This window comes from Pseudomonas zhanjiangensis (assembly GCF_041027545.1).
Taxonomy (GTDB): Bacteria; Pseudomonadota; Gammaproteobacteria; order Pseudomonadales; family Pseudomonadaceae; genus Aquipseudomonas; species Aquipseudomonas zhanjiangensis.
The window spans coordinates 420645-445937 of record NZ_JBFTEG010000003.1 but is presented as its reverse complement, the minus strand read 5'-3'; the positions used below and the strand labels follow the sequence as shown (position 1 = coordinate 445937).

General features: G+C 65.8%; 25 protein-coding genes. 16 read left to right on the top strand and 9 right to left on the bottom strand.

The window, feature by feature from the left end; genetic code table 11:
• The first annotated feature begins 378 nt into the window (after window positions 1-378).
• Window positions 379-594: a hypothetical protein gene (locus tag AB5S05_RS06955; protein WP_369286764.1), complete on the top strand. Its 216-nt coding sequence runs from the start codon at window positions 379-381 to the stop codon at window positions 592-594.
• 74 nt (window positions 595-668) lie between these two features.
• Here the strand turns inward: AB5S05_RS06955 and AB5S05_RS06950 are convergent, their stop codons facing one another.
• The gene (locus AB5S05_RS06950) at window positions 669-2150 is read right to left on the bottom strand and encodes a helicase HerA-like domain-containing protein (protein ID WP_369286763.1); all 1482 of its coding nucleotides are present in this window, start codon (window positions 2148-2150) and stop codon (window positions 669-671) included.
• Between the two features lie 143 nt (window positions 2151-2293).
• On the opposite strand from AB5S05_RS06950, the gene AB5S05_RS06945 reads away from it, so the two are divergent.
• Window positions 2294-4171 carry a methyl-accepting chemotaxis protein gene (locus tag AB5S05_RS06945; protein WP_369286762.1) on the top strand — a complete coding sequence of 626 codons (1878 nt, stop codon included), beginning with the start codon at window positions 2294-2296 and terminating at the stop codon, window positions 4169-4171.
• 48 nt (window positions 4172-4219) lie between these two features.
• Here AB5S05_RS06945 and AB5S05_RS06940 read toward each other — a convergent pair whose 3' ends face one another.
• Window positions 4220-4405 carry a hypothetical protein gene (locus AB5S05_RS06940; protein ID WP_369286761.1) on the bottom strand — a complete coding sequence of 62 codons (186 nt, stop codon included), beginning with the start codon at window positions 4403-4405 and terminating at the stop codon, window positions 4220-4222.
• Window positions 4406-4542: 137 nt separating this feature from the next.
• Between AB5S05_RS06940 and AB5S05_RS06935 the strand changes: the two genes are divergently transcribed.
• Entirely contained in the window at window positions 4543-5223 is a 681-nt protein-coding gene (locus tag AB5S05_RS06935; RefSeq protein ID WP_369286760.1) for a pirin family protein, read from the top strand.
• A 14-nt stretch (window positions 5224-5237) separates the two neighbouring features.
• On the opposite strand, the gene AB5S05_RS06930 is transcribed toward AB5S05_RS06935, so the two are convergent.
• Window positions 5238-5660: a CBS domain-containing protein gene (locus tag AB5S05_RS06930; protein ID WP_369286759.1), complete on the bottom strand. Its 423-nt coding sequence runs from the start codon at window positions 5658-5660 to the stop codon at window positions 5238-5240.
• Window positions 5661-5705: 45 nt separating this feature from the next.
• Window positions 5706-6557 carry a formyltetrahydrofolate deformylase gene (gene purU, locus AB5S05_RS06925; RefSeq protein ID WP_369286758.1) on the bottom strand — a complete coding sequence of 284 codons (852 nt, stop codon included), beginning with the start codon at window positions 6555-6557 and terminating at the stop codon, window positions 5706-5708.
• Between the two features lie 332 nt (window positions 6558-6889).
• Between purU and mvaT the strand changes: the two genes are divergently transcribed.
• Window positions 6890-7267, top strand: a complete 378-nt coding sequence (gene mvaT, locus AB5S05_RS06920; protein WP_369286757.1) for a histone-like nucleoid-structuring protein MvaT — start codon at window positions 6890-6892, stop codon at window positions 7265-7267.
• 240 nt (window positions 7268-7507) lie between these two features.
• Here the strand turns inward: mvaT and sbcB are convergent, their stop codons facing one another.
• On the bottom strand, window positions 7508-8977 hold the full coding sequence (gene sbcB / locus AB5S05_RS06915) for an exodeoxyribonuclease I (RefSeq protein ID WP_369286756.1): 1470 nt from the start codon (window positions 8975-8977) through the stop codon (window positions 7508-7510).
• Window positions 8978-9108: 131 nt separating this feature from the next.
• Here sbcB and AB5S05_RS06910 point away from each other — a divergent pair, with 131 nt between their 5' ends.
• From AB5S05_RS06910 to AB5S05_RS06880, 7 genes are all read left to right on the top strand, one after another.
• On the top strand, window positions 9109-9870 hold the full coding sequence (locus tag AB5S05_RS06910; RefSeq protein WP_369286755.1) for a hypothetical protein: 762 nt from the start codon (window positions 9109-9111) through the stop codon (window positions 9868-9870).
• Between the two features lie 85 nt (window positions 9871-9955).
• A complete protein-coding gene (locus AB5S05_RS06905) occupies window positions 9956-10681 on the top strand; it encodes an RDD family protein (RefSeq protein WP_369286754.1) in 726 nt (241 codons plus the stop codon).
• Entirely contained in the window at window positions 10678-11658 is a 981-nt protein-coding gene (locus AB5S05_RS06900; RefSeq protein WP_369286753.1) for a stage II sporulation protein M, read from the top strand. Before AB5S05_RS06905 ends, AB5S05_RS06900 begins: the two co-directional genes overlap by 4 nt.
• On the top strand, window positions 11645-13213 hold the full coding sequence (locus AB5S05_RS06895) for a DUF4129 domain-containing protein (protein ID WP_369286752.1): 1569 nt from the start codon (window positions 11645-11647) through the stop codon (window positions 13211-13213). The genes AB5S05_RS06900 and AB5S05_RS06895 overlap by 14 nt, the downstream gene beginning before the upstream one ends.
• Complete coding sequence (locus AB5S05_RS06890) at window positions 13210-14424, top strand: DUF4350 domain-containing protein (protein WP_369286751.1); 1215 nt, start codon at window positions 13210-13212, stop codon at window positions 14422-14424. Before AB5S05_RS06895 ends, AB5S05_RS06890 begins: the two co-directional genes overlap by 4 nt.
• Complete coding sequence (locus AB5S05_RS06885; protein WP_369286750.1) at window positions 14421-15476, top strand: AAA family ATPase; 1056 nt, start codon at window positions 14421-14423, stop codon at window positions 15474-15476. The genes AB5S05_RS06890 and AB5S05_RS06885 overlap by 4 nt, the downstream gene beginning before the upstream one ends.
• A 70-nt stretch (window positions 15477-15546) precedes the next feature.
• Window positions 15547-16878, top strand: coding sequence for a DUF58 domain-containing protein (locus AB5S05_RS06880; protein WP_369286749.1), 1332 nt, complete (start codon window positions 15547-15549; stop codon window positions 16876-16878).
• 51 nt (window positions 16879-16929) lie between these two features.
• Here AB5S05_RS06880 and AB5S05_RS06875 read toward each other — a convergent pair whose 3' ends face one another.
• Window positions 16930-17217 (bottom strand): PA4642 family protein, encoded by a 288-nt coding sequence (locus tag AB5S05_RS06875; RefSeq protein ID WP_369286748.1) that lies wholly within the window; start codon window positions 17215-17217, stop codon window positions 16930-16932.
• Between the two features lie 183 nt (window positions 17218-17400).
• Here AB5S05_RS06875 and AB5S05_RS06870 point away from each other — a divergent pair, with 183 nt between their 5' ends.
• Window positions 17401-18075 carry a GntR family transcriptional regulator gene (locus AB5S05_RS06870; RefSeq protein WP_438943552.1) on the top strand — a complete coding sequence of 225 codons (675 nt, stop codon included), beginning with the start codon at window positions 17401-17403 and terminating at the stop codon, window positions 18073-18075.
• A gap of 11 nt (window positions 18076-18086) precedes the next feature.
• Here the strand turns inward: AB5S05_RS06870 and AB5S05_RS06865 are convergent, their stop codons facing one another.
• Complete coding sequence (locus tag AB5S05_RS06865; protein ID WP_369286746.1) at window positions 18087-19070, bottom strand: DMT family transporter; 984 nt, start codon at window positions 19068-19070, stop codon at window positions 18087-18089.
• Window positions 19071-19173: 103 nt separating this feature from the next.
• Here AB5S05_RS06865 and AB5S05_RS06860 point away from each other — a divergent pair, with 103 nt between their 5' ends.
• Window positions 19174-20070: a LysR family transcriptional regulator gene (locus tag AB5S05_RS06860; protein ID WP_369286745.1), complete on the top strand. Its 897-nt coding sequence runs from the start codon at window positions 19174-19176 to the stop codon at window positions 20068-20070.
• Window positions 20071-20162: 92 nt separating this feature from the next.
• Here AB5S05_RS06860 and AB5S05_RS06855 read toward each other — a convergent pair whose 3' ends face one another.
• Window positions 20163-20639: an Lrp/AsnC family transcriptional regulator gene (locus AB5S05_RS06855; RefSeq protein ID WP_369286743.1), complete on the bottom strand. Its 477-nt coding sequence runs from the start codon at window positions 20637-20639 to the stop codon at window positions 20163-20165.
• Window positions 20640-20839: 200 nt separating this feature from the next.
• On the opposite strand from AB5S05_RS06855, the gene AB5S05_RS06850 reads away from it, so the two are divergent.
• Both AB5S05_RS06850 and dapA read left to right on the top strand, forming a co-directional pair.
• Complete coding sequence (locus AB5S05_RS06850; RefSeq protein WP_369286742.1) at window positions 20840-22054, top strand: diaminopropionate ammonia-lyase; 1215 nt, start codon at window positions 20840-20842, stop codon at window positions 22052-22054.
• Between the two features lie 360 nt (window positions 22055-22414).
• Entirely contained in the window at window positions 22415-23281 is an 867-nt protein-coding gene (gene dapA / locus AB5S05_RS06845) for a 4-hydroxy-tetrahydrodipicolinate synthase (RefSeq protein ID WP_369286741.1), read from the top strand.
• An 89-nt stretch (window positions 23282-23370) separates the two neighbouring features.
• Here the strand turns inward: dapA and AB5S05_RS06840 are convergent, their stop codons facing one another.
• The gene (locus AB5S05_RS06840; protein ID WP_369286740.1) at window positions 23371-24327 is read right to left on the bottom strand and encodes a LysR substrate-binding domain-containing protein; all 957 of its coding nucleotides are present in this window, start codon (window positions 24325-24327) and stop codon (window positions 23371-23373) included.
• A gap of 198 nt (window positions 24328-24525) precedes the next feature.
• Here AB5S05_RS06840 and AB5S05_RS06835 point away from each other — a divergent pair, with 198 nt between their 5' ends.
• Window positions 24526-25293, top strand: coding sequence for an SDR family NAD(P)-dependent oxidoreductase (locus AB5S05_RS06835; protein ID WP_369286739.1), 768 nt, complete (start codon window positions 24526-24528; stop codon window positions 25291-25293).

The window sequence follows — 25293 nt, the reverse complement described above, 5'->3', positions numbered from 1 at the left end:
CCCGGTCGGGTGCATGCCAATAGGCGCAACCGGGCTGCGCACTGACAAGCGATCATTGCGGAGTGCGCGAATTGTTCGGCGTCCCGTTACCGCCGGCAATAGACTGCCAACACCAATGGCTATTGAATCACGCAGCACTAGACATTTACTGCACGATCGCCATACTTGATAGCATGCTGTTATAAACAGTATTCATAAAAGCCGTTGATTATCTGTAATTGACTGTTTTTATTGAGAAATAGTCGAATAGCAAAACCTCCTGTGCGCTATTCCACTGCCATATCGGCGGCATAGACCGTAACAAAATCGGCGACCGTAGCAGCAAGCTATCAAGTCTTGCGTTGTCGCCCTCGATGCAACAAGACCATAGGTAATCATGTGACGAAAGACGAACTGCGCGCCGAACTAGAGCGCCAGGCGCAACGTTACAAGGACGTATACGGCGGAGAGGTCATTACTTACGCCGCTCAACCGGATCCCGAGCGCAAGCCGTGGCGCAAGAAGAGCAATCTGCTCGACCAGGCCTTCGAGAAAGAACTGGAACGAATCGAGAAAGATCTGAAAGCCAAGACCGAAAAGCCCGATCAGCCTTGATCGCCGGTCATTGCACAGCGCACTGACCGCCCCCTCGCCCTTGCCGTGACAAGGGCGAGGGGGCGAGTCTTGAATTAGCGCCTTTTATTGCCCAGCAACGAGCCCATCAAGCCGCGTACCAGCTGCCGGCCTATCTGGTTGGCCACCTGACGCACAGCGCTCTTCATCGCCTGGCTGGCCAGGCTGCCGAGCAGATCACCCGCCATGCTGCCGATGTCGGGCTCCGCCTTGGCGTCTGCCTGCGGCTTGGCCACCTCGGGACTGGCCTGGGCCGCGCGGGCAAGCAGCAGCTCGTAGGCCGACTCGCGATCCACTGGCTTGTCGTAGCGCCCGGCCAGCGGCGACTGCTGGATCAGATCGGCTCGTTCATGCTCGCTCAGCGGGCCGATACGCGACTGCGGCGGCGCGATGGCCACGCGCCGCACCATCGCCGGGGTGCCGCGCTCCTCCAGGGTGCCGACCAGCGCCTCGCCGATGCCCAGCTCGGTCAACACGCCCAGGGTGTCGAAGGCCGGGTTGGGGCGGAAGCCGTCGGCCACTGCACGCAAGGCCTTCTGTTCCCTGGCGGTGAAGGCACGCAGGCCGTGCTGGATGCGCAGGCCGAGCTGGGCCAGGATGTCATCCGGCAGATCGCCCGGCGACTGGGTGACGAAATACACCCCGACGCCCTTCGAACGGATCAGCCGCACCACCTGTTCCAGCCGCTCCTGCAGCGCCTTGGGCGTGTCGGCGAAGAGCAGATGCGCCTCATCGAAAAACAGCGCCAGCACGGGCTTGTCGGCATCGCCGCGCTCCGGCAGCTGCTCGAACAACTCGGCCAACAACCACAACAGAAAGGTGGCATAGACCTTGGGCGCCTCGTGCACCAGGCGGCTGGCGTCGAGCAGGTGAATGCGTCCACGGCCGTCGCGGTCGGGATGCAGGAGGTCTTCCAGCTGCACCGCCGGCTCGCCAAACAGGGCCTCGGCGCCCTGCTGCTCGAGGCTCGCCAGGCGACGCAGCAGGGCCTGCGCCGAGGCGCTGGTGAACAGCGCGGCGTCCTCGCCAAGGACCTGGGGCTGGCTCCTTAAGTGATTCAGCAGGGCCTTGAGGTCCTTCAGGTCGAGCAGCAGCAGACCTTCGCGGTCCGCCACCTTGAATGCGGCGTACAGCGCCGCCTGCTGGCTGTCGGTCAACTCGAGCAGGGCGCCGAGCAGCAAGGGGCCCATCTCGCTCAGGGTGGTGCGCAGCGGGTGTCCGCTCTGGCCGTCGACATCCCAGAGCGTCAGCGGATAGGCCGTCGGCCGATGCTCGAGCCAGGGCATGCTGGCGATGCGTTCGGCCACCTTGCCCTGCGCCGCGCCAGGGGCGCCGAGGCCGCAGAGGTCGCCCTTCACGTCGGCGGCAAACACCGCCACGCCGGCATCGCTGAAATCCTCGATCAGGCGTTGCAGCGTCACCGTCTTGCCGGTACCGGTGGCGCCGGCCACCAGGCCGTGGCGATTGGCCAGGCGCAAGGGTTGCCCGACCGGCTGACCTGCCTGATCCGCCCCCAGCAACATCTCAGTTACACGCATCTCGGTGCCTCCGCCGTTAAAGCAATCGTCTATTGGTCCGATACAGGGGTTACCCCCCAAACACTGCCAGTACTCACCATAGTCACTGCGCGAAATATTCAGCCAGCCAGGGCAGGCGGCAAAACCTGAAGGACAGCATACCGATGCCCTCCAACCTCAAGTTCAGTCACAAGATCCTGCTCGCGGCCTCGCTGGTGGTAATCAGCATCTTCGCTCTGTTCTCGATCTACAACGATGCGTTGCAGCGCAAGGTTATCACCGACGACCTGCACAGCTACCTGAACGACATGGGCACCACCACCGCCAACAACATCGAAAGCTGGTTGTCCGGGCGCATCCTGCTGGTGGAAAACGTGGCCCAGTCGATTGCCGGCAACAACAGCCAAGGCGCGCTGGTGAGGCTTCTCGAACAGTCGACACTGACCTCCACCTTCATGTACACCTACCTGGGCAGCGACGACGGCAAGATGACCATGCGGCCGGAGGATGAACTGCCGGACGACTACGACCCGCGCTCCCGCCCCTGGTTCAAGGATGCGGTCAATGCCGGTGGCACCACCCTGACCGAACCCTATGTCGACGCCTCGAGCAAGGAGCTGATCATCACCATTGCCACCCCGGTACGTGGTAGCGGCGTAGTGGGCGGCGACCTGAGCCTGAAGACCTTGGTACAAACCATCAACGCCCTGGACTTCGGCGGCACCGGCTACGCCTTCCTGGCCAGCGCCGACGGCACCATCCTGGTTCACCCGAACCAGGACCTGGTGATGAAGAAGCTCGGCGACCTGTTCCCCAAGAACACCCCGCGTATCAGCAGCGAGATCAGCGAGGCCGAGGAAAACGGCAGCACGCGCATCCTCACCTTCAGCCCGGTCAAGGGCTTGCCGAGCGTGCAGTGGTACGTCGGTCTGTCCATCGACAAGAGCAAGGCCTACGCGGCGCTCACCGAATTCCGGGCATCGGCGCTGATCGCCACCCTGATCGCGGTGGCCGTGATCATGGGGCTGCTGGGCATGCTGATTCGCGTCCTGATGCAGCCGCTGCACAGCCTGAGCCGCACCATGCAGGACATCGCCCAGGGCGAGGGTGACCTGACCAAGCGTCTGGACATCCAGTCCAAGGACGAATTCGGCGAACTGGCCGGAGCCTTCAACCGCTTCGTCGAGCGCATCCATGCCTCGATCCGCGAGGTGTCCTCGGCCACCAGCCAGGTCAACGAAGTGGCCCAGCGGGTGGTCAGCGCCTCCAACTCGTCGATGCTCAATTCCGACGAGCAGGCCAGTCGCACCAACAGCGTCGCGGCTGCGATCAATCAGCTCGGCGCCGCCGCCCAGGAAATCGCGCGCAATGCCGCGGACGCCTCGACCCAGGCCTCCGATGCCCGCCAGCAGGCCGAAGACGGACGCCAGGTAGTCGAGAAGACCATCCGGGCGATGAACGACCTGTCCGGCAAGATCAGCACCTCCTGCGGCCATATCGAGACCCTGAACGGCAAGACAGTGAACATCGGCCAGATCCTCGAAGTGATCAAGAGCATCTCCCAGCAGACCAACCTGCTGGCGCTCAACGCCGCCATCGAAGCCGCCCGCGCCGGCGAGGCGGGCCGGGGCTTCGCGGTGGTCGCCGACGAGGTGCGCAACCTGGCCCATCGCACCCAGGAGTCGGCCCAGGAAATCGAGCAGATGATCGAGGAACTGCAGGTCGGCTCGCGCGAGTCGGTCACCACCATGACCGAGAGCCAGCGCTACAGCGAGGAAAGCGTGGAAATCGCCAACCAGGCCGGCGAGCGCCTGGGCAGCGTGACCCAGCGCATCGGCGAGATCGATGGCATGAACCAATCGGTGGCCACCGCCACCGAGGAACAAACCTCGGTGATCGAGTCGCTGAACATGGACATCATCGAGATCAACACCCTCAACCAGGACGGCGTGATCAACCTGCAGGCGACCCTGCAGGCCTGTGATGACCTGGAACAGCAGGCAACTCGCCTGAAGCACCTGGTCGACAGCTTCCGCATCTAGCCGCCGCCATGACGACACCCGCGGGGGCGCTCATGGAGCGCCCCCGTTTCATTCCTGCGGCCTTTGCTCGGCCTTGTCACCAACGCCCTGCTGCAGCGCCTGCCATAACTGCGCGGCGCCGGCAAAGTCGCAGCCGCTGCCCGGGGCCAATGCCTGCAGATCGTAACGCCGCACACAGCCTTCGCCGAGGGTCGGCGGTGGCCGGCTGGCGGCCCGATCACCTGCTTCGCTCATGCATCGCTCCCCGTCAGGCGGCCAGTGGCCGCCGTGAAAACATCACCAGAATCGATAAGTATCCGCGCAAATTTACGCTTTTTATCGATCACCCACTTTCTCACAATGACCGCCTCTAGACGCTTCAGGAGGCGCTCATGCACCAGATCCGCCCGGCCGCCGAGCGTGGCCACACCCAACTTAGCTGGCTGCACAGTTACCACAGTTTTTCCTTCGGCAGCTATCTGGACCCACGTTTCCAGGGCTTTTCCCATTTGCGGGTGATCAACGAGGACAGGGTCGCCCCCGGCGCGGGTTTCGCCACCCACGGCCATCGCGACATGGAGATCATCAGCTACGTGCGCCGCGGCACCCTGGCGCATCAGGACTCGCTGGGGACCCGCGAGGAGATCGCGGCCGGAGAATTCCAGTTGATGCGTGCTGGCACCGGCATTCGCCATAGCGAGTTCAATGCCAGCGCGCACGAGCCGGTGCATTTCATGCAAATCTGGATCGAGCCGGCGCAGCGCGGATTGCCCCCCAGCTATCAGCAACGCGGATTCGGCGCGTACGAGGGGCTGCAGGCCATCGCCACGCCGGACGGCGCCGCCGGTACCCTGCAAATCGCCCAGGACGTGACCCTTTACCGCTGGCAGGGCGGCGCACTGGACTATCGACTGGACGCGGGACGCTGGCTCTATCTGCAGCTGCTGGAAGGCGACTTGAGCGGCCCGGCACTCAGGCTGAGCGCCGGCGACGGACTGCAGTGGCGCCAGCCCGTCACGCTCGCCCTCCAGGGACGGGGCGAAGCCCTGCTGTTCGATCTGCCGGCCGCCTGAGTGCTGGCTGGCCTTCAGCTCGCCTGCTTGCCCTTGTCGTGCTGAGCGAACTCCTTGACCGCCCGCAGCACGTCGCTGCGGCTGATCTGGCCGATCAGGCGGCCATTCTCGACCACCGGAAGACGTCCAAGACGACCGCGTAGAAACCGCTCGGAGACCTCGATGACGTCGACTTCCGGCGAGATGGTTTCGAGATCGGTGCTCATGTAGGAACTGACCACGCCGCCGATTGCCTCGTAGTAAGCCCCCGACAGGATGCCGCGCAGGCAGTCGCCCTCGGACAGCAGACCGATCAGGTGCCCCTGGGAATCCACCACGGGCGCACCGGCAATCCGGTGCTCCAGCAAACGGTTGATCGCCGTGAACAGGTCGGTGTCGGACCGGAAGGTCACCAGATGGCGGGTCATGTAGTCCCGAACCTTGATTGACTTAAGCATCAGCAAACTCCTTTAGCCAGCCCTGGTTAATGCGCGACAAGGCGATCAGTCGAACACCACCGTCTTGTTGTTGTGAACCAATACGCGGTCTTCTAAGTGATAGCGTAGCCCACGGGACAACACCATTTTTTCCACATCCTTACCCAGGCGCACCATCTCTTCGATGCTGTCGCGGTGACTGACACGCACCACGTCCTGCTCGATGATGGGGCCGGCATCCAGCTCTTCGGTGACATAGTGCGAGGTCGCCCCGATCAGTTTGACGCCGCGTAGTGACGCCTGGTGATAGGGCTTGGCGCCGACAAACGAAGGCAGGAAACTGTGGTGGATATTGATTACCCGCTGAGAATACTCGGCACACAGCGCCGGCGGCAGTATTTGCATGTAACGCGCCAGCACTATGACGTCGGCGGCATGCTGCTTGACCAGGCGCTCGACTTCGTCGAAAGCCGATTGTTTGTTCTGTGCATCGACCGGCACATGATAGTAGGGAATGCCGTGCCACTCGACCATGCTGCGCAGGTCATCGTGATTGGAAATCACACAGGCAATATCGCAATCCAACTCATCGCTGTGCCAACGGTGCAATAAGTCCGCCAGGCAATGCGACTCGCGGCTGGCCATCAATACCACGCGTTTTTTCTGTGCCGAATCGGTAATTCGCCACTCCATGGAAAACTCGCGGGCAATCGGTGAAAAGGCCTGATGAAATCCATCGAGATCGAACGGCAATGAGTCGGCGCGAATCTCGTGGCGCATAAAGAACCAACCGTTCTGGTCGTCCGAATGATGACTGGCCTCGGTAATCCAACCGTTATAGGTGGCCAGAAAGTTACCGACCTTGGCCACGATGCCGACGCGGTCCGGGCAGGCGATGACCAGCCGAAAAGTGCGCATGGGAAAACTCCGGAAATCTCACAAAGGCGGCCATTCTAGCCACACTGCAGGAAAACTGCAGTAGTCCGTCCAGGCAACTGGGCAGCGGTGAGCCCGAATAATGGCCATACCGGACACGGGGGCAGTTTGACTGTTATCGCCCTGTGCAATGCCGCCCAGGACAACCTCTGCACAAGAAAACCGAAAACAACGGGGCGCGCGACTGGACAATGCTCAGCATATTGTTTGAACAGCACTGGAATTTCCCAGTAAATCTGTTTACTTGTCATATGTGCCTGACTATTATTACTGGTACTTCACCCATCATCATATTGCCCTATTAAGGTAAGCCCATGTCGCTGATCAATGAATACCGCGCCACCGAAGAAGCCATCAAAGAGCTGCAAGAGCGCCTGAAGAACATGTCGCAAGACGACAAGCTGAAGAAAGAGCTGGAATTCGAGGGCAAACTGCGCACCCTGATGGGCGAATACCAGAAATCCCTGCGCGACATCATTGCCATGCTCGACCCTGATGCCAAACTCGCCAAGGCCCCACGCGCGGCCGCCAAGCCTGCTGGGACCAAGCGTGCGCGCAAGGTCAAGCAGTACAAGAATCCGCATACCGGCGAAGTGATCGAAACCAAGGGCGGCAACCACAAGACCCTGAAAGAGTGGAAAGCCAAGTGGGGCAGCGATGTCGTAGAAGGCTGGGCCACTCTGCTGGGCTAAGCCTGCGGATTTATATCGGCACTTGAAGAACGCCAGCGCTGCTGGCGTTTTTTATGTCTGCCCGCCGCCAATGCTCGCCAACTAAGCAGCGACCGGCAACAGCGCCGGCAGCGGGCAGCACTTGAGCCGCCTTGGCAATACCGGCGAATACGTTAATTAGACCGCGCCAGCGCCACCAAGGCCTGGCAATACCGCCCATCGAGTTTGGCGATTGAATAGGCCAGTTGCCCAGCCGGACGTTTACAGGGCATAGCGCAGGCGCAGTTGTCGGGCATAATCGCGCCATTCGGCCAGCACGGCCTGCTGTTCGGCCGATGCCGTGGCAAACAACTCCTCGGTCGCAGCCTCGAAACCGTCCAGGGTATTGGGTGCGCCATATTCGGGACGAGTTAGCCGCTGCTGACAAAACACTTGCCAGCGTTGCCGCTCCGCCACATCCAGGCTTTCGCTGAAATTGCGCGCGCGATAACGAAACAACAACTCCGGCAAACGCGCATCATCGAACGGCCAGGTGGCCGTCGCCAATTGTTGCGGATCGGCATGCCGCACCTGCTCACATAAGCGCCGGTCGCGATCACCAATAAAACCATCATACAGTTGCTGTTCCGGATCCTCTCCCGCGGTAAAACTCTCTTCGGCATAGACGGTGGCAAGTTTGTCCTGCCACTGCGGCTTCGCCTCCACCAGCGTTTTTGCCCGACGCTGGTATTCCTCCATATCCAGTTGCAACCGCTGTATATCTTCGGCGCGCAACACGCTCAATGGCGCCACCACCGGACAACGGTTGATATGCAGCAACTTCAGGGGCACCGGTAACTGGCCCTCGGCCAATTGCTCGCGTCGGGTATACAGGCGCTGGCGCAATGTCGCGCCGTCTTCATCGAGCAGTGGCGCGAAGTCGGCCTGCAGGTCACAAACAATCAGGGCATTGCGGTTGCGCGGGTGCCAGGCCAGCGGCAAGACCAGCGCCAGGTAATGCCGCGCACCGGCGAAACGCCCGGAAACATGCACCATCGGCTCCAGCAGGCGAATCTGATCGAGCACCTTCTGCTTGCTGCGCAGCCGATACAGATAGTCATATAACTTGGGCTGGCCGCTGCGCACCAGGCGCGCCAGGGCGATGGTCGCGCGCACATCGGACAGGGCGTCATGAGCCTGGCCATGATCGATGCCATTGGCCGCGGTCAGACGCTCCAGGCGCAGGCTGACCCGGCCCTCCTCCTGCGGCCAGACGATCCCTTCCGGGCGCAGGGCGTAGGCGGTACGCACCAGGTCGATCAGATCCCAGCGACTGTTGCCGCCCTGCCACTCGCGCGCATAGGGGTCGAAGAAGTTGCGGTAGAGGCTGTAACGGGTCACCTCGTCGTCGAAGCGCAGGCTGTTGTAACCGACCGTGCAGGTGCCAGGCCGGGCCATCTCCGCATGCACCCGCGCCATGAACTCGGCCTCGCTCAGCCCCTGCTCGGCCAGGCGGCCAGGAGTGATGCCGGTGACCAGGCAGGCAGCCGGATGGGGCAGGATATCGTCGCTGGGCTGGCAGTAGATATTCAGCGGCTCGTCGATTTCGTTGAGCGCCTCATCGGTGCGAATCCCGGCGACCTGCAAGGGGCGGTCGCTGCGCGGATTGATGCCGGTGGTTTCGTAGTCGTACCAGAAAAGGCTGGAAGTCACGGGGTATGTCCTGAGTCGAAGGCCGAGGCAGTCTAGCATTCGACCCGCCCGCAACTGGCAAGGCATAAGCTTGATCCAGCGCACGCCCACAACGGCCAAGCGCTTGTGACCCCGCCCCCGCGGCGATAGAGTTGCTAGCCTGACTACCACTCACCGAAAAGGAAGCCGCCATGAGTGACACCATCAGCCCCAATCCCTACGCCGCCCCCGCCAGCGAGCTGCGCGAGGTGCCCGGCGCCGACCAGGTACCCAGCATCGAGCAGGCCCTGGCGCGCGGCTATGACTTCAATATCGGCGAATTGCTCGGCGAATCCTGGCAACGGATCAAAGGCACCAAGGGCATCATCATGGGCGGTTTCCTGGTGTTCTATGTGGTGATGCTGGTGGCCTCCTTCGTCCTCGGTGGCGTGTTCGGCGTCCTCGGCGCCTTGAACGAGAACCCCGTGACGCTGATCGTTGGCCAGTTGCTCATCAGTATCCTGTCGTCGGCCGTGGCCTACCCCTTCATGGCCGGCATCAACATGGTCGGCATCCGTCGCGCCGCCGACCAGCCCCTGAGCTTCAACGAAATATTCAGCCACTTCGGCCGCACGCTGCCGCTGGTGATCACCGCGGTGCTGATGATGGTGCTGATCTACCTGGGCATGCTCCTGTTGGTCCTGCCCGGTCTGTACCTGGCGATCGCCTACATGCTGGCGATTCCACTGGTGGTCGAACGCGGCCTGTCACCCTGGCAAGCCCTGGAGGCGTCGCGCAAGGCGATCAGCCAGCATTGGTTCAAGGTGTTCGGCCTGTTTCTGCTGCTCGGCCTGATCACCATACTCAGCGTCATTCCCCTGGGCATCGGCCTGGTGTGGAGCATCCCGCTGTTCGTCATCGCCATGGGCGTGCTCTACCGCACCATCTTCGGCGTGTTGCCGGCCGCCCAGTAACCCCCTCGCACCGGCCCCGGACGGGGCCGGTTGCTTCCCCGCCCGCTGCTGGCTAGCATCGGGCTTTCTTCGACGCAGTCCGCCCATGCCGCTTTCCTCAGTCGCCAGCCCGGCGCACGTACGCCGCCCCGCACTGGACACCCGTTACCGGGTGGAAACCCCGGAAGGCATCGACCTGATCCTGCGCCCCGCCGGCCTGGTGCCACGCGCGCTGGCCTTCGCCATCGACCTGGCGATTCGCGGCCTGGCGCTGCTGCTGATGTTCATCATCCTCGCCCTGCTCGGCCAGTTCGGCATGGGCCTGGCGACCATCCTGCTGTTCCTGGTGACCTGGTGGTACATGGTGCTGTTCGAGGTATTCAACCAGGGGCGCTCACCGGGCAAGCAGATGCTCGGCCTGCGCGTGGTCCATGATGACGGCACGCCGGTCGGCTGGGCGTCCTCGCTGACCCGCAACCTGCTGCGCTTCGTCGACCTGCTGCCGCTCGGCTACACCTTCGGCATTCTCAGCTGCCTCAATCACCCGGCCTTCAAGCGCCTGGGCGATATCGCCGCCGGCACCCTGGTGGTCTATCGCGACACGCCGCCCACGCGCCCCAGCCTGCCCGACGCCGAGGCGCTGCATGCGCCCTTCGCCCTCAGCCTCGAGGAACAGCGCGCTCTGCTCGGTTTTGCCGAGCGCGCCCAGGGCCTGTCCAGCGCCCGCCGTGACGAGTTGGCGGCGATTCTCGCCGAGCCGCTGCAGGTGCCGGCCGAACAGGCGCAGCAACAGATCCACGGCATCGCCCGCGGCTTGCTGGGGCCTACATGAAACAGAGCCTGTTCGAGAGTCGTCACCAGGCCGACTGGCAGGCCTTCGCCGCTCAGCTCGAGGCGCTCGAGCGCGGCAAGGCCGACGCTGCGCAGTCCGCCGGCTTCGCCGCCGCCTACCGGCGCATCTGCCAGCAGCTGGCGCTGGCCGAGGCGCGTGGCTACAGCAACCACCTGGTCGAGCAGTTGCAGCAGCTGGCCATGCGCGGCCACCAGCAGTTCTACCGCCATCGCAGTCCACTCGGTGCGCAGTTGCTCGGCTTCGTGTTGGCCGGCTTCCCCCGCCTGGTGCGGGCCGAATGGCGCTGCGTGCTGGCCGCCAGCCTGCTGTTCTTCGGCAGCCTGTTGCTCATGGGCGTGCTGGTCTATCGGTTTCCCGAGCTGGTTTACAGCCTGGTCGATCCCGAGCAGGTGGCGAGCATGGAGCAGATGTACGACCCCGACGCCCGGCGCCTCGGCCGCTTCGGCGAGCGCGACTCGGGCGATGACTGGTTGATGTTCGGCTACTACATCATGAACAACATCGGCATCGCCTTTCAGACCTTCGCCAGCGGCCTGCTGCTGGGCCTGGGCAGCCTGTTCTTCCTGCTGTTCAACGGCCTGATGATAGGCGCGGTGGCCGGCCATCTCAGCCAGATTGGCTACGGCCAGACCTTCTGGTCGTTCGTCATTGGCCATGGTGCCTTCGAGCTGACCGCCATCGCCCTGGCCGGCGCCGCCGGTCTCAAACTCGGCTGGGCCCTGCTCGCGCCGGGCCGCCTGCCGCGCAGCGAAGCCCTGCGCCTGGCCGCCGCGCGCGGCGTGCGCCTGGTCGGCGGGGTCATCCTGTTCCTGCTGCTGGCGGCCTTTATCGAGGCCTACTGGTCTTCGATGACCCTGGCCAGCCCGACCCTCAAGTACATCGTCGGCGCCGGTCTCTGGCTGCTGGTGCTGGCCTACCTGCTGCTGGCCGGACGGAGTGCCCATGCGCCTGACTGACGCCAGCGTGGCGATTCGCCCACGCAGCCCCTGGGAGGCCCTGGACCTCGGAGTGCTGCTGGCGCGCCGGCATGCCGCGCTGCTGATGGCCAGCTGGGCACTGCTGACCCTGCCGCTGTTCGGCCTGCTCTGCCTGCTGCTGTGGGACCATCCCGGCTGGGCGATCCTGCTGTTCTGGTGGCTCAAGCCGGCCTTCGAGCGCCTGCCGCTGCATATCCTTTCCCACGCCCTGTTCGGCGATACGCCGACGCTCAAGCAGGCGCTGCGGGCCGTGCCGGGCCTGCTCAAGCCTCAGCTGCTGGCCAGCCTGACCTGGCGCCGGCTGAGCCCGACCCGCAGCTTCGACCTGCCGGTGCTGCAGCTCGAAGGTCTGTCCGGGCAGGCGCGCAGCCAGCGTCTGGTGGTGCTGGGCCAGCGCGATGCCGGCGCGGCCACCTGGCTCACGGTGGTCGGCATGCACCTGGAGATGGCCCTGTGGTTGGGCCTGATCAGCCTGTTCTACCTGATGCTGCCGCAGCAGATCGAGATGAACTGGAGCTGGCAGAGCCTGTTCGAGGCCAGCGCCGGCGACTGGCTGTGGCTGGAACACCTGTCCAACCTGCTCTATGTCCTGCTGCTGATCCTCTGGGAGCCGATCTATGTCGCCTGCGGGTTTACTCTCTACCTGAACCGGCGCACCGCCTTGGAAGCCTGGGACATCGAACTGGCATTCCGCCAGTTGCGCCAGCGCCTGAGCGGCGTGGCCTACGCCCTGCTGCTGGGTGCCGGCCTGCTGCTGGTGCAGGCGCCGACACCGGCCATGGCCGCCAGCGCCGCCCAGCTCCAGCCGGCAGACCCGCTGGGCCCGGACGCCCCGCGCCTGCTCAAGCAACCACTGAGCAGCCAGGCGTCGCGCCATAGCATCGAACAGCTGCTCGACCAGCCGCCGTTCCAGCACCGCGAAACCGTGACCCGCTGGCGCCTGGGCGAGGAGCAGGCCGAGGAGGAGCCGAACCCGGATGATCTCAAGGCGCTGATCGACAAGTTCCTCAAGCTGGCCGAGTGGTGGCAGCAGCTCGACGGCATCGCCCTGTTCTTCGAGGCGCTGCTCTGGGCCGCGCTGTGCGCCCTGATCGCCCTGCTGATCTGGCGCTATGGCGACTGGTTGCGTGCCTTCAGCGGGCGCCTGGGCCTGCCCGCGCGGCGGCCCAAGGAGCCGCCACCCAGCCAGCTGTTCGGCCTGGAGGTCGCCCCGGACAGCCTGCCCGACGATGTCGCCGGCGAAGTCGAACGGCTCTGGAACGAGCAACCGCGCGCGGCCCTCGGCCTGCTCTACCGCGCCCTGCTCAGCCGCCTGCTGCATGATTACCGACTGCCCCTGAAAAGCGCCTACACCGAGGCCGAGGTCCTGGGCCTGGTGCAGGGCCTGGAGCACGCGCAGCTGAGCGACTTCAGCCAGCGCCTGACCCAGCACTGGCAGAACCTCGCCTATGGCCATCGCCTGCCGCCCGAACCGCTCAAGGCCGAGCTCTGCACGGACTGGCGCGGCCTGTTCGAACAGGGGGCCCGCCCATGAGCCGGCGCAGCCAGTTTCTCATCGGCGCCGCCCTGACGCTCGCCCTCGGCCTGCTACTGATTTATTTGCTCGGCCGCCTGCAGCCCTACCAGGAGACCCTCGAGCACGGCCCGGCGCCGCAAGCGCGAGCCAACCCCTACCTGGCCGCCGAGCTGTTCCTGCGCCGCCAGGGCCTGCAGGTGCAGCGCGCCGATGGCCTGCAGGTGCTGCCGACGCTGCCCAGCGCCGGCCAGACCCTGCTGCTGCTCGGCGACCGGCAGAACATGACGCCCAAGCAGGCCGACCGCCTGCTGGCCTGGGCGGCCAAGGGCGGTCACCTGCTGTTCGTCGCCGAGCGCCTGTGGGATGAAGATGAGGGCAAGAGCGGCGATCTGCTGCTCGACCGCCTGGGCATCCAGCAATACCAGAGCGATGACCTCGAGGCCGAGGACGCCCCAGAGCAAGACGCCGAGCAGGATCCGCCAGCCGAGGCGCGGCCCGACGATGCGGCCGAAGATAGCCCTTACCCGGAGCTGACCCAGCTCTATCTGGAGAACGAGCAGGCGCCCGCCTATATCGGTTTCGACACCGGCTTCCACCTGTACGACAGCGAGAACCGTGCCCATGTCTGGGCCAACAGCGACGCCGCCACCCACCTGCTGCAGCTCTACCATGGCGATGGCCTGATCAGCGTGCTGAGCGACGCCTGGATCTGGCAGAACGACAAGATCGCCGACCACGACAACGCCTGGCTGCTCTGGTACCTCGGCCAGGACAGCGCCGTGACCCTGCTCTACCGTACCGAACGCGACGACCTGCTCAGCCTGCTGCTGCGCCACTTCCCCCAGGCCCTGGCAGCCCTTGGCCTGCTGCTGGCCCTCGGCCTCTGGCACCTGGGCCTGCGCCAGGGCCCGCTGCAGTTGCCGGCCGGCCTGGGCCGCCGGCAACTGGCCGAACACCTGCGCGGCAGCGCCGACTTCCTGCTGCGGCGCAGCGGCCAGCAGCGCCTGCTGCTCGGCCTGCAGCAGGACATCCAGCGCCGCGCCCGCCAGCGTCATCCCGGCTACGAACGCCTGGGCGTGGCCGAGCAGTGGCAGGTCCTCGGCCGCCTAAGCCGCCTGCCGACCCGCACCATCAGCCATGCCATGCGCCCACAACCCAAGCAGCGTCTGGCCGCCGCCGACTTCACCCGCCAGGTCGCCCACCTGCAAGCCCTCAGGAATGCCCTATGAGCGAATACACGCCCGAACAACCGAGCAGCCCAACGGCCGCCGCGCCTACCGCGGCCGCCACGCCGGCGGCCGCGACCACGACCAATCCGAACCAGCAACGCCAGCGCGCCAGTCAGCTCGCCCAGGCCCTGCGCCAGGAGTTGCAGAAGGCGCTGATCGGCCAGAATGCGGTGATCGACGATGTGCTCACCGCCCTGATCGCCGGCGGCCACGTGCTGGTCGAGGGCGTGCCGGGCCTCGGCAAGACCCTGCTGGTGCGTGCCCTGGCGCGCTGCTTCGGCGGCGAGTTCGCGCGCATCCAGTTCACCCCCGACCTGATGCCCAGCGACGTCACCGGCCATGCGGTCTACGACCTGGCCAGCGAACAGTTCAAGCTGCGCAAGGGCCCGGTGTTCACCCACCTGCTGCTGGCCGACGAGATCAACCGCGCGCCGGCCAAGACCCAGGCTGCGCTGCTGGAGGTGATGCAGGAGCGCCAGGTGACCCTGGAAGGCCGCGCCCTGGCGGTACCGCAGCCGTTCATGGTGCTGGCCACGCAGAACCCGATCGAGCAGGAAGGCACCTACCCGCTGCCCGAGGCCGAACTGGACCGCTTCATGCTCAAGCTGCGCATCGATTACCCCGAGCAGGACGAAGAGCTGCGCATGGTCCGCCAGGTCACCCGCTCGACCCGCGCCGACATGCTCGAGGTCACCCCGCTGCGCACTCTGCTGCAGGCCAAGGACGTGCAGGCCCTGCAGAAAATTGCCAGCGACCTGGCCCTGGACGACCAGGTGCTCGACTACGCCGTGCGCATCGCGCGGGCCACCCGCAGCTGGCCGGGCCTGGCCCTCGGCGCCGGGCCGCGGGCCTCGATCGCCCTGGTCCGTGGCGGACGCGCCCGTGCCCTGATCCGCGGCGGCGACTTCGTCCTGCCGGACGACATCAAGGGCTGTGCCCTGGCCGTGCTGCGTCACCGCGTGCGCCTGGCCCCGGAGCTGGATATCGAGGGACTGTCGGTCGACCAGGTGCTGCAGCAACTGCTCGACCAGGTGCCGGCACCACGCCTATGAACCCAACCCCCATGAAGGCCATGCCGGTGGGCGCCACGCCAGTGGGCACCACAGCGATCGCAGGTGGCGCATGAAGCCCACGCGCCTGCTGCTCGCCCTGCTCGCCGCCCTGTTCGGGCTGGCCCTGGTGCGGGGGACCCTGCATGCCCTGGCGATCCCGCTGCCCGCCAGCCTGGATGCGCTCTGGTGGGGGCTGCTGCTGGGCCTGCTGGGCGCCGCGCTGATCGATGCCCTGCGCCTGCGCCGGCTGCCCTCGCCGCGCCTGGAACGGCTGCTACCCGGCAACCTGGCGCTGGGCCGCTGGCACGAGGTGCAGCTGACCGCCCACCACGACTTCGCCGAGCCCGTGGCACTGCAGGTATTCGACCATGTGCCCAACGGCATGGCCATCGAGCAGCTGCCGCTGGCGCTGGAACTGCGTCCCGGCGAACAGACCCGCTGCGCCTATCGCCTGCGCCCCCTGCAGCGCGGCCACTTCAGTTTCGAACAATGCGAGATCGGCCTGCCCAGCCCGCTGGGGCTGTGGCAGGCACGTCGCTACCTGCCCTTGCCGGGAGAGACCCGGGTCTACCCCGACTTCGCCCGCCTGTATGGCGCGCAACTGATGGCGGTGGACGACTGGCTCAGCCAACTCGGCGTGCGCCAGCGCCCGCGCCGCGGCCTGGGCCTGGAGTTCCATCAGCTGCGCGAGTTCCGCGACGGCGACAGCCTGCGCCAGATCGACTGGAAGGCCACCGCGCGCAAGCGCACGCCGATCGCCCGCGAGTACCAGGACGAGCGCGACCAGCAGATCGTCTTCCTGCTCGACTGCGGCCGCCGCATGCGCAGCCAGGATGGCGAGCTGTCGCATTTCGACCATGCCCTCAACGCCAGCCTGCTGCTCAGCTATGTGGCCCTGCGCCAGGGCGATGCGGTGGGCCTGGCGACCTTCGCCGGCGAGCACAGCCGCTTCCTGCCGCCGGTCAAGGGCCCGGCGCAGCTCAAGGTCCTGCTCAATGCCGTGTATGACCTGCGCAGCACCCAACAACCGGCCGACTTCGCCGCGGCCGCCGACGTCCTGCTCAGCCGCCAGCGCCGTCGCGCGCTGGTGGTGCTGGTGACCAATCTGCGCGACGAGGACGACCAGGAGCTGCTCGGTGCGGTGCAGCGCCTGGGCCGCCAGCACCGGGTACTGATCGCCAGCCTGCGCGAGGAGGTGCTCGACAGCCTGCGCCAGGAGCCGGTGCAGGACTTCGACAGCGCGCTGGCCTACTGCGGCACGGTGGACTACCTCAACGCCCGCGCCAGCCTGCACGAGCGCCTGCTGGCCCACAACGTGCCGGTGCTGGATGCGCGCCCCAGCGAACTGGGCCCGCAACTGGTCAGCCGCTATCTGGCCTGGAAGAAGGCCGGGGTGCTGTGAGCCGGGCACAAAAAAGCCCGCTTTCGAGCGGGCTTTTCAGCTAGCGGATGATCAGCCGCGGGCGGCCTTGATCACCTCGATATAGGGTTCGGCCTGACGCTGGTCCTGGATCAGGGCGATGAAGTCGTTGCCCTGGGCATCCTTGGCATCGAGGTCGTAGCCGGCCTCGACGAAGAAACCGACGAAGCGTTCGAAGTCATCGACCCGCAGGCCGCGATAGGCCTTGATCAACTTGTGCAGCGACGGCGGCGTGGCATCGGCCGGCTCCACGGCGAGGAACAGCTTGATCGGCTCATCGCCAATTTCTTCGCCAATCACCTGTTTCTTGTCTTTGCGCATCGATCACTCCAGCTAACCAGGCCACACGGGGCCGGCAGTGTACCTCCGCGGCGGCCCGCGGCTCAACGCATCGCCGCCAGTCGGCCAGCGGGGCAGCGGGGCAAACGAAGCCCAGGCGCGCCAGGGGGCAACTCGTATACCATATTCGCCAACACTCTCTGACCAGGGGGCCTGCCCTTGCCACTGCCCAGTTTCAACGCCCCCAACCTCGGCGTCACCCCGACCGCCTCGGAAGTCATCACCAAGCACCTGCGCGAGGCGATCATCGGCGGCCATTTCGCCGAGGACGAACCGATCCGCCAGGACGACGTCGCCCGCCTGTTCAACGTCAGCAAGATCCCCGTGCGCGAGGCGCTCAAGCGCCTGGAGGCCGAAGGACTGGTGGTGTTCCAGCGCAACAAGGGCGCGGTGGTCACGCGCATTTCCGAGCCGGAGCTGGCGCAGATCTTCGAGGTGCGGGTGTTGCTGGAGGTGCAGGCCATCCGCCTGGCCGTGCCCAATATGACCGAGGAGACCTTCGCCCGCGCCGAGCGTATCTGCGAGGAATTCGTCGGCGAGACCGACATCGGCCGCTGGGCCGAACTCAACTGGGCCCTGCACGCCTGCCTCTATGAGCCGGCCCAGCGGCCCTTCCTGCTCAACCTGATCCGTTCCATCCACGACAAGGTCGAGCGCTACCTGCGCATGCAGATGAGCCTGTCCGAAGGCAAGGACCGCGCCGACCAGGAACACCGCGAGATCGTCGCCGCCTGCCGCGCCGGCGACGTCGACAAGGCCGCCGAGCTGATCGAGCAGCACATCATCGGCGTCTGCCGCACCCTCTACGAACACCTGCCCAACCCACCGACGCCGAGTTGAGCCTGGGTCGCCTAGCGCCCGGCCGGGGCGACGGCGACCGACGCCGCTTGGGCGTCCGCAACGCCGGCGGCCGGACGCTGTGCCTGGGCCGGGGCCGCACGCCGCGCCACCAGCAACACCCCCGCCAGCACCAGGCCGGCGCCGGCCAGTTGCGCCAGGGAAACCGGCTCGGCGAGCAACAGCCAGGCGAAGAAGATCGTCAGCATCGGCCCCAGGGTGCCGATCAGCACGGTGCGCGCCGCGCCGATACGCTGCAAGGCGGCCGATTGCCAGAACACCGGCAGGACCGTGGAGAACAGCGCCATGGCCGCGCCATACAGGTACACCGGCACCGGCTGGACCAGGCTGGCAAGCGGCTGACAGAGCAGGAAATGCAGCTGGGTGGCCAGGGTGGAGACGATGATCCCCAGCGCGGCGAAACGGATGGAGCCGACCCGGCGGATGGCGACCTCCGCGCCGGCGCTGTACAGCGCGTAGGACAGCGCCGAGCCGAACACGAAGGCCGCGCCCATCAGCACCACGCCCATGTCATCGGCCAGCTGCAGGTCGTGGGCGAACGCCAGGCCAATGCCGGCGTAGGACAGCAGCAGCGCGCCGATCTGGCGCCGCTCCAGGCGCTTGCCCATGAACAGTACGCCGATCAGCACGGTCAGGGTCGGATAGACGAACAGGATCAGGCGCTCCAGGGCCGCGGAGATGTACTGCAGGCCGACGAAGTCGAGGATGCTCGCCCCGTAGTAGCCGAGCAGCCCCAGCACCAGCAGCAGGCCCCAGTCCTGGCGCCTCAGCGCGGGCCCGGCGCGCAGCAGCGACAGGCCGACCCAGAGCACGATGGGCAGGGCGAAGCTCATGCGCAGGGTCAGCAAGGTGATCGCCTCCACCGGCGCGGCGGCATAGGCCAGCTTGACGAAGATCGCCTTAAAGGAGAAACCGAAGGCCGCGAGAATCGCAAAGGCGATCCCCCAGCGCTCGGCCGACCAGTTGTTCCACGCCATGGCAGATTCGCCCCAAGAGTTTTACTAAAACGAATGATCACACCGGCCAGAACCCGGTTAAATTGGTTATTACGCAATACAGCGTTCGGATTTGACCAAGCCTATGCACTATGACCTGACCGACCTGCGCCTCTTCGTCGCCATTGCCGAGGCGCAGAACCTCACCCGCGGCGCCGAGCGCGTGCACCTGGCCGCCTCCTCGGCCAGCCATCGCATACGCCTGCTGGAAAAATCGACCGGCACCCCGCTGCTGGTTCGCCAGGCCCGCGGCGTCAGCCTGACCCGAGCCGGTGACGTGCTGCTGCGCCACGCCCGCCAGGTGTTCGCCCAACTCGAACAGATGCATGCGGACCTCAGCCCCTATGCCCGGGGGGTGCGCGGTCATGTCAGCCTGTGGGCCAATACCCACGCCACCCACGCCTTTCTGCCGGATAGCCTGGCGACCTTCCTGCAGCGCTATCCCCAGGTCGCTATCTCCCTGGAAGAACACACCAGCCCCGAAGTGGTCCTGGCCGTGGCCCGCGGCGAGGTGGAGGTCGGTGTGGTGGCGGACGCGGTGGCCGGCGCCGAGGTGGAACTGATTCCCTACCGCGCCGACCGCCTGGTGCTGATCGCCCCGCCCGACCACCCGCTGGCCAGGCGCGCCCATATCGCCTTCGCCGAGGTGCTCGACTGCCCCTTCGTGATGCTGCACTCCGGCTCGGCCATCCACACCTTCACCATGAATGCGGCGGCCGCGCTCGGTCGCCACCTGGAAGTGCGCATCCAGGTGCGCAGCTTCGAGGCCGTGTGCCGCATGGTCAGCGCCGGCGTCGGCCTGGGCCTGGTACCGCGCAGCGCCATCGCCGCAGACAGCCTCCGCGCACCACTGGCCGTCATCGAACTGGAAGAGCCCTGGGCACAACGCGACCTGCAGGTGTGCGTGCGCAAACGCGCGCTGCTATCGCGCTTTGCCGCCGACCTGGTCGACTGCCTGACCGGCGCCGCGGAGCCAAGCTGAGGCAGGCGCCCGCCATCAGCCGCTGGCTAACGCGATCGGCCGGCGCGGCGATGGCTTGCGCTCGAGCATGAGCGGCATCGATCCAACCCGACTCAGCTGGCGTCCTCCGCCGCCACCGGCACCGCGAGCCCGAGCTTCACGGTGCTCATCGATACCAGGGTCTTGAAGCGCTTGACGTTGTTGTTGTGGAAGAACAGCTCGCGGGTCAGCTCGGTGTATTGCCCCATGTTCTTGACCAGCATGATCAGCACGAAATCGCACTCGCCGGCCACGTAGTAGCACTGCTGGACCTGGGGACAGTTGAGGAAGCTGCGCTTCATCGCATCGAGCAGGTCCAGGCGCTCGCTTTCGACCTCGACTTCGACGACGACCGTCAGCTCATACCCCAGCCGAGCCGGCTCCAGCAGGGCCACTGTCTTGCTCACCACCCCATCGGCACTGAGCTTCTTCAGCCGCCGGTTGACCGCCGCGGGCGACAGGTTCACTCGTTCGCCCAGCGCCTGCTGGGAGAGGCTGGCGTCCTGCTGGATGGCGGCGAGAATTGCGCGATCGAAGTGATCGAGGCTCATGGGCAAGATCCTGAATGAAAATTCGATAAATAGCGCTGGGACGAAATGAAAATTCATTTCTTGGCGCAAAATCAAGAAAATGCTGCGGCCAAAGGGAAATAAAATTTACTCCGCGCCAAACAAAGACGCCCCCTGCCGGCCTCCGCGCTCGATCTCGTTCGGGCCAGGCTTCCCCCTTTGCGCACATTCCGGAGACCCGCATGCTGATCCACAACCGCAACGCCAGCCTGGCCCCCTACCCTGCCGAGCTGCGGCGGATCATGAGCATCCACCAGGCCACCGAGAGCCGCGCCTGGCTGTCGAGCTGGAACCAGCTGAGCAGCACCGCCACACCGCTCCGGGACTTGCCCGGCCTGGCCGCCCGCCTGGGATTGGCCGAGCTGCGGCTCAAGGACGAGTCGCTGCGCTCGCCACTGGGCAGCTTCAAGGCCCTGGGCGCGCCCATTGCCCTGGTGCGCCTGATCCTGCGCCTGTTCCCGGCCTGCGGCTTTCAGGCCGAGCGCCTGCTGGTGGGCGACTACCAGGGGCAGCTGCAGGACTTCACGGTCATCAGCGCCACCGACGGCAACCACGGCCGCGCCCTGGCGGCGGCGGCCCAGAGTGTCGGCTGCCGCTGCGTGATCGTCCTGCATGCCCAGGTCAGCGAGGAGCGCGAGCAGGCCATTGCCGCCTATGGCGCCGAGATCGTGCGGATCGCCGGCAACTACGACGAGTCGGTGGCCGCGGCGGCACGCCTGGCCCGGGAGAACGCCTGGCAGGTGGTCTCCGACACCTCCTACGACGGTTACCAGGCGGTCCCCCGCGACGTGATGCAGGGTTACGCCATCATTGCCGCCGAGATCGCCGAGCAAACGGCGGGCCGGCGCTTCAGCCACGTGTTCCTGCAGGGCGGCGTCGGCGGCCTGGCCGCCGGCATCGCCAGCTACCTCTGGGAGCTGCACGGCGCCGAGCGGCCGACCTTGGTCGTGGTCGAGCCGCAACAGGCCGACTGCCTCTACCAGAGCGCGCTGACGGGCGAAACGGCCCGGGCAACGGGCTCGGTGGACTCGTTGATGGCCGGGCTGGCCTGCGGAGAAACCTCGCCCCTGGCGTGGCAGTTCCTGCGCCCCTGCGTGGACCACTTTCTGACCATCGAGGACGCGCAAGCCGTCGCCGCCATGCGCCTGCTGGCCGCCGGCAGCGAGCGGGACCTGCCGCTGGTCTCGGGCGAATCCGGCGTAGCAGGACTCGCCGGGCTGCTGGCGCTGGTCAGCGACACCGCGCTGGCCGAGCAGGTCGGGCTGAACGGCGAATCCCGGGTCCTGCTGATCAGCACCGAGGGCGACACCGCCCCCGGAGTGTACCGGCAACTGGTCGGCGAGAGCGGGCAATCGGTACTCGCTCGCCAGGCAAGCTGGTTGCAACACGAGGCTTGATTTCGCCTCGGTCGTCGGCCGCTTCTGCCGAGGGCAGCGGCCCAGTCAGGCACAGGCTCATCGAGCCCCGAGTTGACAGCCCCGCCCGTCGCTGCGCACTATCGGGCGCAACGCTCGGCCAACGGACATCCAATGTTCTCGACGCTCGACCATTCGCTGCCATTTCCGGGCGCTCTCGCCCAGGCCTGCGCGTGCGTCGCCGTTGCCAAGAAATCCAAGAAACAGTCGCTCATTTGACCGGGGCGCGCTGTCCCGTCAGATGGGCTGACAGGACAGGATGCGCTAGGTCATACCCCCTCACGTTTGCTTCCCGCCCCCTCCCTGACGGCGACTTTACGGTCAGCCACAGGGAGTTTTCGCATGTCCAATTTTCGTGGGATCTGGGTGGCCTTGGTCACGCCTTTCCGTTCGGGAGAAATCGACTTCGCTGCGCTGCGCAGTCTTGTCAGCAGGCTGATGGACGACGGCGTCGCCGGCGTGGTGGTCTGCGGCTCTACCGGCGAGGCGGCCGCGCTGAGTCATGATGAGCAGCTTGCCGTGCTGGATGCCGTGTTGCAGTGGGTGCCGCCAGAACAGGTCATCATGGGTCTGGCCGGCAATAACCTGCGCGAACTGCTGGCCTTCCAGCTCAAGATCCAGCTGCGCTCGCCTGCCGGCCTCCTGGTACCGGCGCCCTACTACATACGCCCGTCACAGCAGGGGCTGGAGGCCTTCTTCCAGACGGTTGCCGATGCGGCCAGCGTGCCCCTCGTGCTCTACGACATTCCCTACCGCACCGGCGTGCGCATGGAGCGCGAGACCCTGCGGCGCATCGTCCAGCACCCGCGCATCGCGGCGATCAAGGACTGCGGCGGCGACCCGGAGACCACCATGGTACTGATCGCCGATGGCGAAGTCGCCGTGCTCGCCGGCGAGGACCAGCAGATCTTCGGCCACCTGTGCCTGGGCGGCGCCGGGGCCATATCCGCCTCTGCCCACATCCGCGCCGATCTCTATGTGCTCATGCAGCGCCAGCTGGAGCAGGGCGAGTTGGCCGCGGCGAGACGTACCTTCTATCGCCTGCTGCCGTGGATACAGGCAGCGTTCGCCGAGCCGAACCCGGCCGCCATCAAGGGCGCCCTGGCGTTGCAGGGGATGATGGCCAATGAACTGCGCGAGCCGATGCAGGCCTGTACGCCGGCGACAGTGGAGCGCGTGCGCGGAGCCTTGGCTGCCATCGCCGATTAGGGCCAGCAATGCAGAAGGGAAAAGGGGGCAGGTCTATCTTCAGCCAGGAAGAAGAAGATCCGCCCCCCTTTCGCTCGCAGGCGTGCCAGTTAGCCGGCTCGCCCATCGGCAGCGTCGATTGCCGCGCGCAAAGGCTTGGTTTCCTCCAGCAACCAGTCGCGCAACAGTTGCAGTTGCCCCGTCCTGGCCAGATCGCGACGGCAGACGAAGTAATGCTTGCGATCGTCGGCCCGCCAGCTTTCCGGGACCGGCCGCACCAGCACGCCCGAGTCCAGCTGATGCTGCACCAGATGGCGCCAGGCCAAGCCGACGCCCTCCTCCTGATGCACCGCATCGATCAACATCGAGAAGTGGCTGAAACTCATCGCCTCGCGCGCCGCCGACGGATCGACGTCGAACTGCTTGAGCCAGAATGCCCAGTCCACCGGTGCCCACAGCCGGGCCTTCCAGTGGCTGGCGCTGAGGTTCAGCAGGGGCATGCTCAGCAATCCCTGCAGATCGGCGACCTGCGGATGCTGCTCGAGAAAGCGCGGCGTGCAGACCGGGAACACCTCCTCGGAAAACAGGTACTGCGCCACATACTGCGGGTGCTCCTCCAGGCCCAGGGTCACGGCGGCGCGGAAGCCTTCGCGGTAGTCGGGGTTGCCTTCGCCGCTGACCAGGTGCAACTGGATTTCCGGGTGGGCCAGGCGCAAGCGCCGTAGCCGCGGCATCAGCCACAGCTGGGCGAAGGCACTGGTGGTGGTCAGCGGCAGGTAGTCCTGTTCGCTGCTGCGCAGCAGGTCGCGGGAGGTGCTGGCGATGTGCTGCAGCGCGGATGACGCCGCCAGGTACAGGGTATGCCCCTCGCTGGTCAGCTCGACCCGTCGATTGCCGCGCAGGAACAGCCTCAGCTCGTAGAACGCCTCCAGCACCTGGATCTGCCGACTGACCGCCGCCTGGGTCACGCAGAGTTCTTCCGCCGCCCGCTTGAAACTGCCCTGGCGGGCAGCGGCCTCGAAGGTCTTCAGCGCGTTCAGCGGTGGCAGGTGCCGGGGGCTTTTCATGCAGATTCTCCCGCCTCCAAGTCGAGCGAATGATTAATCAGCAGGCAAGCCAAAACAGCATCGACCCGCTGATTCAAAGGATATATGCAATTCTCGCTTAACTAATAGTTATCTTAATGCGCCGAAAAACTCGTTTGTCAGCGATGCCGGTGGTTATCGATGATCACTCCCGCACATCCCAACCCGAGGTATCGCTCGATGAGATTCCAAAACAAGGTGGTGGTCATCACCGGAGGCGCCGGCGGCGTCGGTCAGGCCCTGGTTCGGCTGTTCGCCACTGAAGGGGCCAAATTGATGATTTCCGACCTCAACGCCGAGGGCTGCCAGGCCATGGTCGCCGAGGCGCAGCGCCTTGGGGCCGAGGCCGACTGCCTGGCCGGCAACCTGCGCGAGAAGGAGTACTGCGAGGCGCTGATCGCCCGCGCCGTCGAGCGCTTCGACGGCATCGACATCCTGCTCAACAACGCCGGGATCATCCCCCGCGGGACCATCGAGGAGACCACCGACGACATGTGGTTCACCGCCATGGACGTCAACCTCAACGCGGTGTTCTTCCTCTCCCGCGCGGCCATCCCGCACATGAAGCAGCGCGGCGGTGGCGCCATCGTCAACACCTCGTCGGTCTGGGGCGTCTACCCCGGCCCCGGCCACGTGGCCTACTGCACCAGCAAGGGCGCGGTGGCCGCATTGACCAAGAACATGGGCCGCGACGCCGCCCCGTTCGGCATCCGGGTCAACGCCGTCTGCCCGCACGAGATCAACACGCCGATGATCCGCAGCGGCTTCGAACGCCGCGGGCTGGACCCGGAAAAGGCCATCGAGGAGCTGAACAAGACGGTGCCCCTGGGGCGCATCGCCGAGCCCGAGGACATCGCCGATGTCATCGCCTTCCTGGCCTCCCACGAGGCGCGCTACATAGCGGCGGAAACCATCGAAGTCACCGGCGCCAAGCCGGTATCGGGTTGA

Bases quoted from the DNA above. Each gene is read 5' to 3' on its own strand.
- AB5S05_RS06950 (WP_369286763.1), bottom strand. From the start codon at position 2,150: ATGCGTGTAACTGAGATGTTGCTGGGGGCGGATCAGGCAGGTCAGCCG.
- AB5S05_RS06945 (WP_369286762.1), top strand. From the start codon at position 2,294: ATGCCCTCCAACCTCAAGTTCAGTCACAAGATCCTGCTCGCGGCCTCG.
- AB5S05_RS06940 (WP_369286761.1), bottom strand. From the start codon at position 4,405: ATGAGCGAAGCAGGTGATCGGGCCGCCAGCCGGCCACCGCCGACCCTC.
- AB5S05_RS06935 (WP_369286760.1), top strand. From the start codon at position 4,543: ATGCACCAGATCCGCCCGGCCGCCGAGCGTGGCCACACCCAACTTAGC.
- AB5S05_RS06930 (WP_369286759.1), bottom strand. From the start codon at position 5,660: ATGCTTAAGTCAATCAAGGTTCGGGACTACATGACCCGCCATCTGGTG.
- purU (WP_369286758.1), bottom strand. From the start codon at position 6,557: ATGCGCACTTTTCGGCTGGTCATCGCCTGCCCGGACCGCGTCGGCATC.
- mvaT (WP_369286757.1), top strand. From the start codon at position 6,890: ATGTCGCTGATCAATGAATACCGCGCCACCGAAGAAGCCATCAAAGAG.
- sbcB (WP_369286756.1), bottom strand. From the start codon at position 8,977: ATGCTAGACTGCCTCGGCCTTCGACTCAGGACATACCCCGTGACTTCC.
- AB5S05_RS06910 (WP_369286755.1), top strand. From the start codon at position 9,109: ATGAGTGACACCATCAGCCCCAATCCCTACGCCGCCCCCGCCAGCGAG.
- AB5S05_RS06905 (WP_369286754.1), top strand. From the start codon at position 9,956: ATGCCGCTTTCCTCAGTCGCCAGCCCGGCGCACGTACGCCGCCCCGCA.
- AB5S05_RS06900 (WP_369286753.1), top strand. From the start codon at position 10,678: ATGAAACAGAGCCTGTTCGAGAGTCGTCACCAGGCCGACTGGCAGGCC.
- AB5S05_RS06895 (WP_369286752.1), top strand. From the start codon at position 11,645: ATGCGCCTGACTGACGCCAGCGTGGCGATTCGCCCACGCAGCCCCTGG.
- AB5S05_RS06890 (WP_369286751.1), top strand. From the start codon at position 13,210: ATGAGCCGGCGCAGCCAGTTTCTCATCGGCGCCGCCCTGACGCTCGCC.
- AB5S05_RS06885 (WP_369286750.1), top strand. From the start codon at position 14,421: ATGAGCGAATACACGCCCGAACAACCGAGCAGCCCAACGGCCGCCGCG.
- AB5S05_RS06880 (WP_369286749.1), top strand. From the start codon at position 15,547: ATGAAGCCCACGCGCCTGCTGCTCGCCCTGCTCGCCGCCCTGTTCGGG.
- AB5S05_RS06875 (WP_369286748.1), bottom strand. From the start codon at position 17,217: ATGCGCAAAGACAAGAAACAGGTGATTGGCGAAGAAATTGGCGATGAG.
- AB5S05_RS06865 (WP_369286746.1), bottom strand. From the start codon at position 19,070: ATGGCGTGGAACAACTGGTCGGCCGAGCGCTGGGGGATCGCCTTTGCG.
- AB5S05_RS06860 (WP_369286745.1), top strand. From the start codon at position 19,174: ATGCACTATGACCTGACCGACCTGCGCCTCTTCGTCGCCATTGCCGAG.
- AB5S05_RS06855 (WP_369286743.1), bottom strand. From the start codon at position 20,639: ATGAGCCTCGATCACTTCGATCGCGCAATTCTCGCCGCCATCCAGCAG.
- AB5S05_RS06850 (WP_369286742.1), top strand. From the start codon at position 20,840: ATGCTGATCCACAACCGCAACGCCAGCCTGGCCCCCTACCCTGCCGAG.
- dapA (WP_369286741.1), top strand. From the start codon at position 22,415: ATGTCCAATTTTCGTGGGATCTGGGTGGCCTTGGTCACGCCTTTCCGT.
- AB5S05_RS06840 (WP_369286740.1), bottom strand. From the start codon at position 24,327: ATGAAAAGCCCCCGGCACCTGCCACCGCTGAACGCGCTGAAGACCTTC.
- AB5S05_RS06835 (WP_369286739.1), top strand. From the start codon at position 24,526: ATGAGATTCCAAAACAAGGTGGTGGTCATCACCGGAGGCGCCGGCGGC.